The 13,552-nt window shown below is 36.2% G+C and carries 13 protein-coding genes; 10 read left to right on the top strand and 3 right to left on the bottom strand.

Features of this window, described 5'->3' with window-relative positions; all coding sequences use genetic code 11:
* Positions 1-45: 45 nt before the first annotated feature.
* Positions 46-477 (top strand): ribose 5-phosphate isomerase B, encoded by a 432-nt coding sequence (gene rpiB, locus G508_RS0102280; RefSeq protein WP_026703802.1) that lies wholly within the window; start codon positions 46-48, stop codon positions 475-477.
* Between the two features lie 192 nt (positions 478-669).
* Entirely contained in the window at positions 670-1,809 is a 1,140-nt protein-coding gene (locus tag G508_RS0102275; protein WP_026703801.1) for an ATP-binding protein, read from the top strand.
* Here G508_RS0102275 and G508_RS0102270 read toward each other — a convergent pair.
* Positions 1,792-2,061: a DUF1294 domain-containing protein gene (locus tag G508_RS0102270; protein WP_026703800.1), complete on the bottom strand. Its 270-nt coding sequence runs from the start codon at positions 2,059-2,061 to the stop codon at positions 1,792-1,794. The two genes, G508_RS0102275 and G508_RS0102270, sit on opposite strands and share 18 nt — an antisense overlap.
* 55 nt (positions 2,062-2,116) lie before the next feature.
* Here G508_RS0102270 and G508_RS0102265 point away from each other — a divergent pair, with 55 nt between their 5' ends.
* The gene (locus G508_RS0102265) at positions 2,117-4,240 is read left to right on the top strand and encodes a Tex family protein (protein WP_026703799.1); all 2,124 of its coding nucleotides are present in this window, start codon (positions 2,117-2,119) and stop codon (positions 4,238-4,240) included.
* Positions 4,241-4,338: 98 nt separating this feature from the next.
* Here the strand turns inward: G508_RS0102265 and G508_RS0102260 are convergent, their stop codons facing one another.
* Together G508_RS0102260 and G508_RS0102255 are read right to left on the bottom strand one after the other, a co-directional pair.
* Positions 4,339-4,710, bottom strand: coding sequence for a DoxX family membrane protein (locus tag G508_RS0102260; RefSeq protein ID WP_026703798.1), 372 nt, complete (start codon positions 4,708-4,710; stop codon positions 4,339-4,341).
* 170 nt (positions 4,711-4,880) lie between these two features.
* Positions 4,881-5,060, bottom strand: a complete 180-nt coding sequence (locus tag G508_RS0102255) for a Sec-independent protein translocase subunit TatA/TatB (RefSeq protein WP_026703797.1) — start codon at positions 5,058-5,060, stop codon at positions 4,881-4,883.
* Positions 5,061-5,368: 308 nt separating this feature from the next.
* On the opposite strand from G508_RS0102255, the gene G508_RS0102250 reads away from it, so the two are divergent.
* From G508_RS0102250 to rfbA, 7 genes are all read left to right on the top strand, one after another.
* The gene (locus G508_RS0102250) at positions 5,369-6,238 is read left to right on the top strand and encodes a M23 family metallopeptidase (protein WP_026703796.1); all 870 of its coding nucleotides are present in this window, start codon (positions 5,369-5,371) and stop codon (positions 6,236-6,238) included.
* Between the two features lie 185 nt (positions 6,239-6,423).
* Positions 6,424-7,923: a GH3 auxin-responsive promoter family protein gene (locus G508_RS0102245; protein WP_026703795.1), complete on the top strand. Its 1,500-nt coding sequence runs from the start codon at positions 6,424-6,426 to the stop codon at positions 7,921-7,923.
* A complete protein-coding gene (locus G508_RS0102240) occupies positions 7,920-8,858 on the top strand; it encodes a carboxypeptidase-like regulatory domain-containing protein (protein WP_026703794.1) in 939 nt (312 codons plus the stop codon). The genes G508_RS0102245 and G508_RS0102240 overlap by 4 nt, the downstream gene beginning before the upstream one ends.
* Positions 8,859-9,728 (top strand): carboxypeptidase-like regulatory domain-containing protein, encoded by an 870-nt coding sequence (locus G508_RS0102235; protein WP_026703793.1) that lies wholly within the window; start codon positions 8,859-8,861, stop codon positions 9,726-9,728.
* Positions 9,729-9,965: 237 nt separating this feature from the next.
* Entirely contained in the window at positions 9,966-11,657 is a 1,692-nt protein-coding gene (locus G508_RS0102230; protein WP_026703792.1) for a DUF6909 family protein, read from the top strand.
* 10 nt (positions 11,658-11,667) lie between these two features.
* The gene (locus G508_RS0102225; protein ID WP_026703791.1) at positions 11,668-12,648 is read left to right on the top strand and encodes a hypothetical protein; all 981 of its coding nucleotides are present in this window, start codon (positions 11,668-11,670) and stop codon (positions 12,646-12,648) included.
* A gap of 6 nt (positions 12,649-12,654) precedes the next feature.
* A complete protein-coding gene (gene rfbA, locus G508_RS0102220) occupies positions 12,655-13,512 on the top strand; it encodes a glucose-1-phosphate thymidylyltransferase RfbA (RefSeq protein ID WP_026703790.1) in 858 nt (285 codons plus the stop codon).
* Positions 13,513-13,552: the final 40 nt, after the last annotated feature.

Here is a 13,552-nt window from a genome sequence, read left to right as displayed (position 1 = left end):
AGGTTGCGGTAAATTTGCACGACACAACTAACACTTATTTATAATATGAGAATTTCAATAGGAAACGACCACGCTGGACCAGAATATAAAAAGGCTATTGTAACTTTTTTAGAAGCAAAAGGATATGAAGTAATCAATCATGGAACAGATACTTCTGATAGTGTTGATTATCCAGATTTTGGACATCCAGTTGCAGAAGATGTTGAGAGTGGCAAAGTAAATTTTGGAATTATCATCTGCGGAAGCGGAAATGGAATTGCAATGTCGGCTAACAAACACCAAGGCATTCGTGCAGCTCTTTGCTGGATGAAAGAAATTGCGGTTTTAGCTCGCCAACATAATAATGCTAATATCATCAGTATACCGGCCCGATTTACTTCGGTTCATCAAGCTGTTGAAATGGTAGATACTTTCCTAACTACTGAATTTGAAGGCGGGAGACACGCTACACGAGTGAATAAGATTGCTTGTCAGTAAGTTTCTTTTTACATATAAAAAAACCAGTTTTTAATTTAATTTTATTAAAAACTGGTTTTTTTTATTTTATATTGACTGAATTTACATTAATTCCGTCAACGTACTGACTGAATTTACATTAATTCCGTCAACGTACTGACTAAATTTACATTTTTTAAGTATATTTGTATGATAATTTTATACAAATTACCTATGAACTTTATCGAAAGACAAATTCATACACAATTTTCAAAAAAAGTTTTACCTAATAAAGTCTTGATTTTATTGGGTGCTAGACGTGTTGGAAAAACGGCTTTCATCAAAAACTATCTTTCAACCATTTCAAAAACAGATTATTTACAACTGAATGGTGAAGATTTAGACGATGCTAATTTATTAAAAGAGCGTTCTGTAAGTAATTATTTACGCCTTTTGGCCGATAAAAAACTTCTTATAATTGACGAAGCTCAAAATATTCCCGAAATCGGATTGATTTTAAAACTAATAGTAGACTCTATTGAAGGTATAAAAGTGATTGCAACTGGTTCCTCGGTTTTTGATTTGTCTAATAAATTAGGCGAACCATTGGTGGGAAGAAAAAACACCATTTATTTGTTTCCGTTTGCTCAAATGGAATTTTCAAAATACGAAGATTACAAAGAAACCATCACCAAACTCGAAGAACGATTGCTTTTTGGAAGCTATCCAGAATTGGAGCAATACCCAGATTGGAAGGATAAAATTGATTATCTGAAGGAAATTATAAATTCCTATTTATTGAAAGATATCTTGGTATATGAAGGCATCAAGCAATCGAATAAAATTTTAGATTTACTGAAATTGATTGCTTTTCAAGTAGGTCAGGAAGTTTCGTTGCAGGAATTGGCCAAACATTTGGGTATTTCTAAAAACACTGTTGAAAGCTATTTAGATTTACTTTCGAAAGTTTTTGTAATTTATAAAGTGCCAGGTTTTAGCCGAAATTTACGCAAGGAAATTACAAAATCCAACCGATGGTATTTTTATGACAACGGAATTAGGAATGCGATAATTGGGAATTTCACACGACTAGATTCCAGAACAGACGTTGGTGCTTTGTGGGAAAATTATTTGGCTTCGGAACGGATCAAATACCAAAATTATACCCAAAAAAGCGTTTCCAATTATTTTTGGAGAACATACGATCAGCAAGAATTAGACTGGCTCGAAGAAGAAAGTGGAAATTTGACAGGTTTTGAATTCAAATGGAATGAAAACAGAAAAGCAAAAATCCCGACAGCCTTCGGGAAAGCCTATCCAGAAGCGAGTTTTGAAGTGATTAGTAAAAATAATTATCTAGATTTTATCACTTAATTTAGCTACCACCAAAACAATTTGCAACAAGAAAATAGCCGAAAATTTCACAATAAAAGAAGTCTTACTGATTTTATGTCTGAAGATTAGCATCGCCAATAACATTCCTAACGAACCGCCACAAATAGCAAGTGTGAAAAGGCTTTTTTCAGGAATTCTAAATTTGTTGTTCACGGCTAGATATTTGTCGTAACCTGCAACAACAAAAGCAACCACATTTACTATTAAAAAGAAGGCAAATAAATTTTCCATTTCATTAAATCTAGCGGTAAAGATATTATTTTCGCTAAAAAAAAATCCAAATTAGATGACCAATATAGATTTTATAAAACAACAGGTTTCGACAACGCCAAAAAACATCGAAAACACTATCCAACTCTTAAACGAAGACTGCACGATTCCGTTTATTTCACGTTATCGAAAGGATCAAACGGGTAATCTTGATGAGGTGGTGATTGAGCAAATTGCAAAGCTTCAGAAGGAATATGAGACGATTGTGAAACGAAAAGAAGCCATTTTAAAATCGATTGAAGAACAGAAAGCCTTGACGCCTGAGTTGGAGAAAAAAATTAGCAATAGCTTTGATTTGAACGAGTTGGAGGATTTTTATCTTCCGTATAAGAAGAAGAAAAAAACCAAGGCCGATGTGGCGCGAGAGAATGGTTTGGAGCCTTTGGCCAAGATTTTAATGGCTCAAAATAATGATGATATTGAGTTTATTTCAAGCAAATACCTGAATTCAACCATCATCAACGAAGATTATGCACTTCAAGGAGCCCGTGATATTATTGCCGAATGGATCAACGAAAATATTTATGTTCGAAAACAACTCCGAAGATTATATCAGCGAAAAGCGAACATTTCGACGAAAGTCGTAAAAACCAAAAAAGACGAACCTGATGCCCAGAAATTCAACCAATATTTCGACTGGTCGGAACCGTTCACAAAAGCTCCATCACACCGATTGTTGGCAATGCTTCGGGCGGAAAACGAAGGTTTTATCAAATTTAAAATTGAAGTGGATGTAGATGAGGCCTTTGATATTATTGACGAATTGGTGTTGAAAGGTCAGAATTCTAGCACTTCCCATATTCAATTAGCGATTGAGGATTCTTATAAAAGATTGTTACATCCGGCGATTTCTAATGAAGCTTTGCAGGAAGCAAAAGCTAAGGCCGATGCAAATTCGATTCAGGTTTTTGCCAATAATTTGAGTCAGTTGTTGTTGGCACCACCTTTGGGCGAAAAGCGAATTTTGGCAATTGACCCAGGTTTTAGAAGTGGTTGCAAGGTGGTTTGTTTGGACGAAAAAGGTGATTTGTTGTATAACGAAACCATTTTCCCGCATGCTCCACAAAAGGAAGATGCGATTGCGATGAAAAAAATCCGTTCGATGGTGAATGCCTATAAGATTGACGCGATTTCGATTGGGAACGGAACGGCTTCACGTGAAACCGAATTTTTTATCAAGAAAATAGCTTTCGATAAGCCTGTTCAGGTGTTTATTGTTTCAGAAGCAGGAGCTTCGGTGTATTCAGCCTCGAAAATTGCAAGGGAAGAATTTCCTAATTATGATGTGACAGTTCGTGGTTCGGTTTCAATTGGACGACGTTTGAGCGATCCGTTGGCAGAATTGGTGAAAATTGATCCAAAGGCAATAGGAGTAGGGCAATACCAACACGACGTGGACCAGACAAAATTGAAGGAAGAACTGGACACGGTGGTGGTTCGTTGTGTGAATTCGGTTGGAATCAATATCAATACGGCAAGCAAGCATTTGTTGAGTTATGTGAGTGGAATAGGAGAGAAGCTGGCCGAAAACATCGTGAGTTACCGTTCGGAAAACGGACCATTTGTGGATAGAAAACAGTTGAAGAAAGTGCCTCGTTTGGGAGAGAAAGCCTATCAGCAAGGTGTGGCTTTTATCCGAATCAAGGAAGGAAAAAACCCGTTGGATAATTCGGCGGTTCATCCTGAGGCCTATCCGATTGTGGAGAAAATGGCAAAGGATTTGAAGCTCTCCGTGAATGATTTGATAGCAAATAAAGAAAAAACAGCGTTGATAAAGCCTGAAAATTATATCACATCCGAAATTGGTTTGCTTGGATTAAAAGATATTATCAAGGAACTTGAAAAGCCAGGATTGGATCCGAGAAAATCGGCCAAGGTTTTTGAGTTTGATAGTACTGTAAAAACAATCAAGGACTTGAAAACGGGGATGGTTTTGCCTGGAATTGTAAACAATATTACCAATTTTGGTTGCTTTGTTGATATCGGAATCAAGGAAAGTGGACTGGTGCATATCTCGCAATTGAAGGAAGGTTTTGTGAGCGATGTGAACGAGGTGGTGAAGTTACATCAGCATGTTCAGGTGAAGGTTACTGAAGTTGATGAGGATAGGAAGAGGATTCAGCTGACGATGATTTTGTAAAAATTAAAAAAAGAAAAGCTTATAGACACAAATTGCACTAATTTTCACAAATACTCTCGTGAAAATTAGTGCAATTTTTATATTTTTTATAGATATTTCTAACTAAACAGCGGTTTATATTTCCTCCAATTATCTCCAACCATCCAAATGTTAATCAGGAAGAATGGTCCGGCAATAGCCAAGCCTTCGGGCATGAAAACAGCATTATGAATAATGATTCCAATAGTTATCGGAAGGATGGCGATGGCTCCCAATGCTCTAGTTTTCGGAAAAATAAACAGCAAACCACCCAAAAGCTCAATAAAACCTATTAGAGGCATCAGCCAAATTATGGTTCCAAAGGCTTCATAAAGCTTCATCATTTCTGGCTCTAGCTCAGGCATTGGCATATAATGGAAAAATTTGTCCAGACCGGCATTAATAAACATGAGTCCGAAAAGAACACAAAGGATTGTTTTTACGATTTTCATTTTGATAATTTTTAAGTTGTTGGTTAGAGCTAAGTTAGAAAATTATCGGTTTGGTTTTTAATACAGGGGTAAAGTTTTTTGCCACATCTGTCTACCGACAGACAGAGATTTTCATCCATTATGAATCAGCTATAATAAAAAAAGCTTCCCATTTCTGGAAAGCTTTACTTTTATTTTTTCTCTTCTTCTTTTTTAGATGCGGGTTGGTTTTCATCTCCTTTTGCTGCATTCTTGAATTCCTTAATACCGCTTCCTAGACCTTTCATCAGTTCTGGAATTTTTTTACCTCCAAATAATAATAAAATTACAGCAATAACCAGAACCCACTCCGTTACTCCAAATCTTCCCATAATGTATAAATTTATGCTTTCGCGAATTTGTATAAATATGCCACAAAGATAAACAGAAATTCGTTTTACTTCGTTTTGCACTACAATTATTTATCATAAAGAACGTTAAAGCTTCGATTGTATCAATTTTTTCGACACAAATTGCACGAATTTGCACCAACTAAATTTTAAGATTTGTGAAATCAGCAACATTTAATTTTCGTGTAAATTCGTGCAATTCGTGTAAAATAATTTAAATCAAATCTCTTTACGATTTCAAAATCAACAAAAAACATTAAATTGCTATATTTGTTCCATAAACCCCAGCTATGTCCGGTAAAAGACTAAAAAGACAAATCATCAAGAAAAAATTGTTCACAAAAAACCGACTGGTGATTTTGAACGAAGACACATTTGAGGAAATCTTTTCGCTGAAACTCACCTTGATGAATGTCTTTGTCGTAGCCACACTTGGAGCAATCATCATCATTTTTGTCACCACTTTTATCATCGCTTTTACACCGCTTCGCGAATACATTCCGGGTTATTCCTCTTCAAAGCTCAAGAAAGAAGCAACCGAACTGGCGTTGAAATCCGATTCGCTTTCGGCCGCCTTGCAAAAAAACGAAGCCTATATCGCTTCCATCCGAAAAGTGCTGACAGGCGATGTCGATTTTGCCCATATCAGCAAGGATTCGATCATGGCCGGAAATACTGACGACCTTTCAAAACTGAACCTTTCGCCATCAGAAGCCGAACAAAAACTGCGTGATGAGGTAGCCCTTGAAGACAAGTATAATCTCTTCGAACAAGCTACTCCAAAGGTTGCCACAGTACTTTTTGCACCCGTAAAAGGCCACATTACCGAAGGTTATAGTGCAAAAAACAAGCATTATGCAGTAGACATAGCATTGCCAAAAAACACACCCATAAAAGCAGTAGCAAACGGAACCGTGATTTTTGCCGATTGGACGCCAACAAACGGAAACGTAGCCATTTTACGCCACAACGACGGGTTATTATCCGTCTACAAACACTGTGAATCACTAACTGTCGAACAAGGAGATGCCGTTAGAACCGGCGAAGTCATTGGAATTGCCGGATCAACAGGCGAACAATCCACCGGAATACATTTGCATTTTGAACTCTGGAAAGAAGGATATCCCATCGATCCAACACAATTTATAGCCTTTGAATAATGATTTTATCCCCGAAGTATCGGGAGCTATTCCCGCTATCCGCTTTATCTTTTTCCTAGAAATTAAGATTTTAATTTCTAGAAAGGAGCTTCCGCAGGTCGCTCTTTCTAGAAAAAAAATCTAAAAATTTCCAGAAAAAAGGATGCCGCTATTATCGGGGCTAACCCAAACAACGCTCAAAAAAAATGAAAATAAAAAACATCGCCGCCAAGATTTTTGCAAAAAAGATATATGATAAAACCCAAAAATGGGCTAATGATCCTGTTGCTACCCAACAGAAAGTGTTCAAGGATTTGATCCGTCAAGCGAAAAACACACAGTTTGGCAAGGACCATCATTTTGATACGATTAAAACCTACGAAGATTTTGCAAAAAAAGTTCCTGTTCGCGATTATGAAGACCTGAAACCCTACATCGAAAAAGTAGTGAAAGGCGAACCCGATATTCTCTGGAAAGGAAAACCACTCTATTTTGCCAAAACTTCTGGAACTACTTCTGGAGCAAAATATATTCCGCTAACCAAAGAGTCGATGCCGTTTCACATCCAAGCAGCCCGAAACGCTATTCTGCTTTACATTCACGAAACCGGAAACGCCGATTTTGTTTCAGGCAAGATGATTTTCCTCCAAGGAAGCCCTATTTTGGAAGAAAAAAACGGAATTCAATTCGGACGCTTGTCGGGAATCGTAGCTCATTTTGTCCCGAAATACTTGCAAAAAAACCGAATGCCAAGTTGGGAAACCAATTGCATCGAAGATTGGGAAACCAAAGTAGATGCCATTGTCGAAGAAACCATCAACGAAGATATGGCAGTAATTTCTGGAATTCCTTCTTGGGTTCAGATGTATTTTGAAAAACTGAAAGAAAAAGCGAATAAGCCGGTTGGCGAAATCTTCAAGAACTTCAATCTGTTTATATATGGCGGTGTGAATTATGAACCGTATCGGGCGAAATTTGAAAACCTTATCGGAAGAAAAGTCGATTCGATTGAACTTTTTCCGGCTTCAGAAGGATTTTTTGCCTACCAAGATTCACAAAAAGAAAAGGGAATGTTGCTGCTTTTGAAGGCAGGAATCTTTTATGAATTTATAAAATCGGATGAATTTTTTCAAGAAAATGCGAAGCGATATACGATTGGCGAAGTAGAATTGGGAGTGAATTATGTATTGATCATTTCGACCAATGCCGGACTTTGGGGCTACAACATTGGCGACACGGTTCAATTTACATCCTTGAAACCCTATCGTGTGATTGTTTCGGGAAGAATCAAGCATTATATTTCGGCTTTTGGCGAACACGTCATTGGGAAAGAAGTAGAGGAAGCCTTGAACGAAGCGATGGAAGGAACGAACATCCGTGTCAACGAATTTACCGTTGCTCCACAAATCGCTCCAAGCGAAGGGCTTCCGTACCATGAATGGTTCATAGAATTTGATACTGAAACTTCGGGAGAACCAGACAACTTAGAGCATTTTGCGGAAGCGATAGACAACGCGATGCGAAAACAAAACATCTACTATGACGATTTGATCGTAGGGAAGGTGTTGCGAAAACTTGTTATCTCAAGAGTTGCCCAAAACGGTTTTCAAAATTATATGAAATCGATAGGAAAATTAGGCGGACAAAATAAAATTCCGAGGTTAAGTAACGATCGAAAAATTGTGGATGAATTAGAGAAAAGATGAAAGAAACAAGAGGCAAGAAACAAGACACAAGATTGTTCATAGTGTTTCTTTTGATGGGTTTTTTAGGTTTTTCGCAGACGAAAGGCTTAGTTGTGGATGAAAATAATAAGCCAATTCCGTATGTAAATATTTGGATCGAAAATGGAAATATTGTCACCACCACAGAAGAAAATGGTCATTTTAGTTTAGAAATTAAGGATCAGGAGAAAAACTTAATTTTTTCAGCATTAGGATTTGAAACCAAAACAATAAAAGCCACAGAAGCGGAGAAAGTTGTCTTGAAATTGGTTCCGATACATCTTGACGAAGTTGTCATAAAGAAAAATCCAGTTCAGCAAAAAAAGGAATTGGGATATTATGAGTCTGGTGGTTTTAGGTATCATATGAATTATTTTGTTGACGGAATTTATTTCAATTTTTCTGAAGAAGAAAGAGAGAGTTATCCTTTTATTAAGGAGTTGAAGTTCAAAACACTATCCAAAAATAAAAATGCCGTTATTCGGGTTTATCTTGTTGAAAGTAATGAAGACGGTTCGCCTAGCGAAAGGATCTTATCAGAAGAAATTATCGTAGAGGTAAAAAAAGGAAATGTAAAAAATGTTATTGATTTATCAGCAAGGAAAATCGCAATTCCAAAAAACGGTTTTTTTATTGTTTTTGAAAAATTAAAATTAGAACAGAATAAGTATTATGAAGAATCTACTTTTAAGGACGAAAATGGTAATAAAACAACAAGAAAATGGATGAGTTATGAGCCAGATATTCCATTAGTTCCAATTAAAGAAGCTGTTGGGTGGCATAAACGAATTGATAATAAATGGCAAAAATCTACAATCACCACAATACAAAACCCCAACAGTTTTGGAAATATACTGATGAAAAAATATCATAATAAATATTTAGTACCATCAGTTAACATTACAATCGGCAACTAAATGAAAGTGATTTTTATTTTTTTTATTTTTTATTTTTCGCATGCACAAACCAAAGGCATTATAAAAGACAGCATCACAGGTCAACCAATCGCTTACGTTAGCGTTTGGGTCGAAAATGAAAACATTGGCACAACGGCCGAAGAAAATGGTGAATTCACAATCAATACCAATGACCAGAAGAAGAATTTGGTTTTTTCGGTTTTGGGATATGAGCGAAAAGTAGTGAAAGTTTCGGAGGCAAAATTGGTGAGTTTGTCGCCTTCGGCTTTAGAACTTGGAGAGGTAGTTATCACCAATAAAAAGGAGAAAAGACAGCTTGAAATCGGCAAGACCAAAAGCGTCATCCAGGAAGCTTTTGACAACGGTCCGAGAATGGATGCGAAATTTTTCCCGTATCAAAAAGAATATAAAAAAACCAAATGGATCCAGAAAGTAACCATATTGACCGATAGCAAAGTAGAAGATGCCACCATAAAGTTGCATCTGTATGAAGTGGATGAAGATGGATTTCCAGGCGAAGAATTATTAAGCAAAAATTATATCGTGACACTGCAAAAAGGGATTTTTAAACACAAGGTTGATATCAGTGAATTCAATATCCAAATGCCCGAAAATGGAATCTTTGTTGCCTTCGAAAAATTGATTATCGAAAAGAATAAATTAGAAAAAGCCATCACGGATTATAATTCCAACACGACCAAAAAACAAATAACCTATTCGCCATTAGTGCTTTATAATTCCGTTGAAAGAGACTATTTGTTTAGTTATTCTGGAGGAAGATGGATTAAGCTTACAAAAGAAGAATTGAATCCGTATTCCACAACTCGGAGCGTTTATGAACCGAATATAAATTTAATATTAACGGATTGAAGAAGACACGAATTTCACCAATTGTCACGAATTAATAGAAACATAAAAACAATTTAAACCTGATTTTTTTTGACTTTAGTAAATTCGTGGAATTTTAACAGCTGAGTTTTCGTGTAAATTTGTGGAATTAGTGTGTAAATATCTTAGTTAAATTAGATTGATATATTCACGTACCAGATCCTATTTTAACAAAATAAAAATAAAAAACCTACATTTGTGGGTTAGAAAAGAATAAGAATGAAAGAAATTAAAAACATTACACGCTCCAGAGCTCAAGAATCATCGGCAGCGATTGAGCGACTTTACATCACGATGCGTCATTTGTTTAATAGAGGATTCTATAAACCAATGGGAGTTTCGGGTGACACACTTCGTGAATCGTTAGTGCAATTGAGACCAGAAATTTATGGAACGATTGCCGAAGAAAAAGTTGAATTAAACGGACTTTTATATGTTATTGAACGACTTCCTGTTGGAATTGAGGAATGTCGATTTATCAATCTAACTTCGGATGAAGGCTATTCGAAATCGCATTTCAAGGCAATAGTTCCTCCGAAAAGAAAAAGAAATTGTTACCGCATTGACGATGAACAAATGAACGTTGAAATCACGAGAGGACGTTCGGACATTTATGATATCTTGACGCATTTGACCTTTATTTTCATCGAATCCCATAAAATCAAAGACAGTGTTTTGCTCGATGAAAATGGAGAAGTAACACGTGATTGGGAAAAGCTGGAAGAAGTGGTAACCCAATCTAAAAAATTATCCCAAAACGATAAGGAAAAAGCAATTTCACATGTTTCTAATATTTTAGGAAGAAGTTTTATTGAGATATTGGATATTTATGATGCTTTTGGAACGGCAGAAAAACCAGATCGTTTCTTGCACGTCATTTATTGGCTGGGGAAATTGGCATTGGAAGAGGTTTTGGAAAACAAAAAAAGAACCATCACGTTCAGTCCAATTTTGAGAGAACGATTGGGGCATCATATCCATGGAGAAATTTGGGCAACCAATATCAAGGAAGTGTTGCGTGACAATGATTTGCTCAACCGCCCCATTCATATTATCAGTGCCAACATGCACAGTGTGATGAATTCGATTTTTGCGACACATGTTTTGAAAACAAAATTTAAGGATAAATCAGATTTCTTTATTTTTGAAGAATTAAGCAAGGCTGGAGCCAATGAAGTTCGGGACAAGGTAGAAGAATTTGCCAAACAACACGGTATGATTTCGCTACCCGACACATCTGGAACTAACATCGATGTTCAGATTTTTGACACAGCGAAAATCGATTGGAAGAAATCGGCTTTTCCAAAGGCACAACCAGGCGAAAATATGCCAGTAATAATTGTGATGGATTATGCGTTTGGAGAACAAGCTTATGAAACTGTTGATGAGTTGTTGAAGCCTTATAAAGAATCCAAAGACAAGAAAGTGTTGTTGAATGTGGTTTCGGTTTCCATCATGGGAAAAGCTGGAATTTTAGAAGGAGGAAAGGGAGACATCATGATTCCATCGGCCCATATCAACGAAGGAACAGCTGATAATTATTGGTTTGATAATGAATTGACAGCCGATATGTTTGAAGGAAATGACATTGCTGTTTTTGCAGGACCTATGGTTACGGTTTTAGGAACTTCGTTGCAAAATAAAGACTTATTGAAGTTTTTTCACGATTCGACTTGGGGTGTTATCGGACTTGAAATGGAGGGAGCTTATTATCAAAAAGCCATTCAATCGGCTTCGCGAATTAGAAAAAGTATCAATCCAGATGTGAAGGTGAGATATGCCTATTATGCTTCGGATAATCCTCTGGAAACAGGAAGTACACTGGCTTCGGGCGGATTGGGAACAACAGGTGTAAAACCGACCTATTTAATTACCATTAAAATATTAGAACAAATTTTTAACGTAAAATAATTAAGTTATAATGAGTACAACTCCAAGGCATACTTCAGAAGATCAAGAAATTGACTTGTCACAGATTTCTAGAAAAATCAATCAAGGTTTTCAGAATTTGGGTGGTTTTATTTTTAATTGCATCCACTTTTTTATCAAAAATGCGATCATCATTGTACTGCTTTTTATAATTGGTGTTGCTTTAGGTTATTATTTAGACAAGACTAAAAAGTCCTATGACCATGAAATCATTGTGATTCCTAATTTTGGAAGTGCTGACTATTTGTATGCAAAAATTAATTTAATCAATTCAAAAATTAAGGAAGGCGATACGACTTTCTTGAAAAATTTAGGCTTAAAATATCCAAAGAAGATATCTAAATTAGAAATCGAGCCAATTGTAGATCCCTACAACTTTATTAGAGACAGGGAGGAAAATTTTGATCTATTAAAGTTGATGGCCGATGACGGAAGCATAGATAAGGTCTTGAAGGACAAAATTACCAGTAAGAATTATACTTATCATAGTATTACATTTTCTACTAAAGGAGTAGCAACAGATGAAAACACCATTCAGCCGCTGTTAAATAGCCTCAATGATAGCGAATATTTCAAAGTGATCCAAAAAAATGTGGTCGAGAATGTTAAGATCAAAATCCAGTATAATGACCAAACGTTGAATCAAATCAATGACGTTCTGAATAGTTTTGCAGGTAATGTTAACAATACTCAAAGGAGTGGTAATTTGGTCTACTATAATGAAAACACTCAGATTGATGAGGTGTTACAGGCTAAATATAATCTTGTGAGCGAACAAGGTAATAACCGAGTTCAATTGGTCAACTACCAAAAAATCATTAAGGATATTAGTGTGATAACTAATATGGAGAAAGCATCCTCTAGCAAACTAATTTTACCGCTATTTTTAATATTTCTATTTATTTGCGGAAAGTTATTTTTAGGATTTTACAAAACACAATCGGCAAGATATAAAGAAAAAGCAGCAAACTAAGATAGTATGAAAGGAATTATTTTAGCAGGAGGTTCAGGAACGCGTTTGCATCCACTTACATTAGCGGTTAGCAAACAATTGATGCCCATTTATGACAAACCAATGATTTATTATCCTTTGTCGTCTTTGATTTGGTCGGGAATTCGCGAAATACTTATTATTTCAACGCCTCATGATTTACCCCTTTTCAGGCAATTGTTAGGAGATGGAACACGATTGGGATGTCGTTTTGAATATGCAGTTCAGGAACATCCAAATGGTCTTGCCGAAGCTTTTATAATTGGAAAGGAGTTTATAGGAAATGATAAAGTGGCCTTGGTTTTAGGGGATAATATTTTTTATGGAACAGGTCTTTCTGATTTGCTCCAAGCAAATAATGACCCCGATGGCGGAATAATTTATGCCTACCATGTTCACGACCCAGAACGTTATGGCGTGGTAGATTTCGACGAAAACGGTAAAGTGCTTTCTATTGAAGAAAAACCGCTTGTACCAAAGTCAAATTATGCCGTTCCAGGAATCTATTTCTACGATAATGACGTTGTAGAAATTGCAGTAAATATAAAGCCAAGCAACAGGGGTGAAATTGAAATTACCGATGTCAATAAAGAATATTTGAGAAGAGGAAAACTAAAAGTGAGCATTCTCGATCGCGGAACCGCTTGGTTTGACACCGGAACATTCAATTCCTTGATGCAAGCCTCACAATTTGTTCAGGTCATCGAAGAACGACAAGGACTAAAAATTGGTTCTATCGAAGAAGCCGCTTTCAAGATGGGTTTCATTGATAGTGAACAGTTGAAGAAATTAGCCGAACCATTATTAAAAAGCGGCTACGGAAAGCATTTGCTAAGCATCATATAATTTTTAAAATTTCAGCTTTCAAGTTTTTAACATTGAAATT

The sequence above is a fragment of the Flavobacterium soli DSM 19725 genome (genome assembly GCF_000422705.1).
Taxonomy (GTDB): domain Bacteria; phylum Bacteroidota; class Bacteroidia; order Flavobacteriales; family Flavobacteriaceae; genus Flavobacterium; species Flavobacterium soli.
This window is presented reverse-complemented; position numbering and strand designations above follow the sequence as displayed.

Excerpts from the sequence above, each read along its gene's own strand:
- rpiB (WP_026703802.1), top strand. The coding sequence starts at position 46 with ATGAGAATTTCAATAGGAAACGACCACGCTGGACCAGAATATAAAAAG.
- G508_RS0102275 (WP_026703801.1), top strand. The coding sequence starts at position 670 with ATGAACTTTATCGAAAGACAAATTCATACACAATTTTCAAAAAAAGTT.
- G508_RS0102270 (WP_026703800.1), bottom strand. The coding sequence starts at position 2,061 with ATGGAAAATTTATTTGCCTTCTTTTTAATAGTAAATGTGGTTGCTTTT.
- G508_RS0102265 (WP_026703799.1), top strand. The coding sequence starts at position 2,117 with ATGACCAATATAGATTTTATAAAACAACAGGTTTCGACAACGCCAAAA.
- G508_RS0102260 (WP_026703798.1), bottom strand. The coding sequence starts at position 4,710 with ATGAAAATCGTAAAAACAATCCTTTGTGTTCTTTTCGGACTCATGTTT.
- G508_RS0102255 (WP_026703797.1), bottom strand. The coding sequence starts at position 5,060 with ATGGGAAGATTTGGAGTAACGGAGTGGGTTCTGGTTATTGCTGTAATT.
- G508_RS0102250 (WP_026703796.1), top strand. The coding sequence starts at position 5,369 with ATGTCCGGTAAAAGACTAAAAAGACAAATCATCAAGAAAAAATTGTTC.
- G508_RS0102245 (WP_026703795.1), top strand. The coding sequence starts at position 6,424 with ATGAAAATAAAAAACATCGCCGCCAAGATTTTTGCAAAAAAGATATAT.
- G508_RS0102240 (WP_026703794.1), top strand. The coding sequence starts at position 7,920 with ATGAAAGAAACAAGAGGCAAGAAACAAGACACAAGATTGTTCATAGTG.
- G508_RS0102235 (WP_026703793.1), top strand. The coding sequence starts at position 8,859 with ATGAAAGTGATTTTTATTTTTTTTATTTTTTATTTTTCGCATGCACAA.
- G508_RS0102230 (WP_026703792.1), top strand. The coding sequence starts at position 9,966 with ATGAAAGAAATTAAAAACATTACACGCTCCAGAGCTCAAGAATCATCG.
- G508_RS0102225 (WP_026703791.1), top strand. The coding sequence starts at position 11,668 with ATGAGTACAACTCCAAGGCATACTTCAGAAGATCAAGAAATTGACTTG.
- rfbA (WP_026703790.1), top strand. The coding sequence starts at position 12,655 with ATGAAAGGAATTATTTTAGCAGGAGGTTCAGGAACGCGTTTGCATCCA.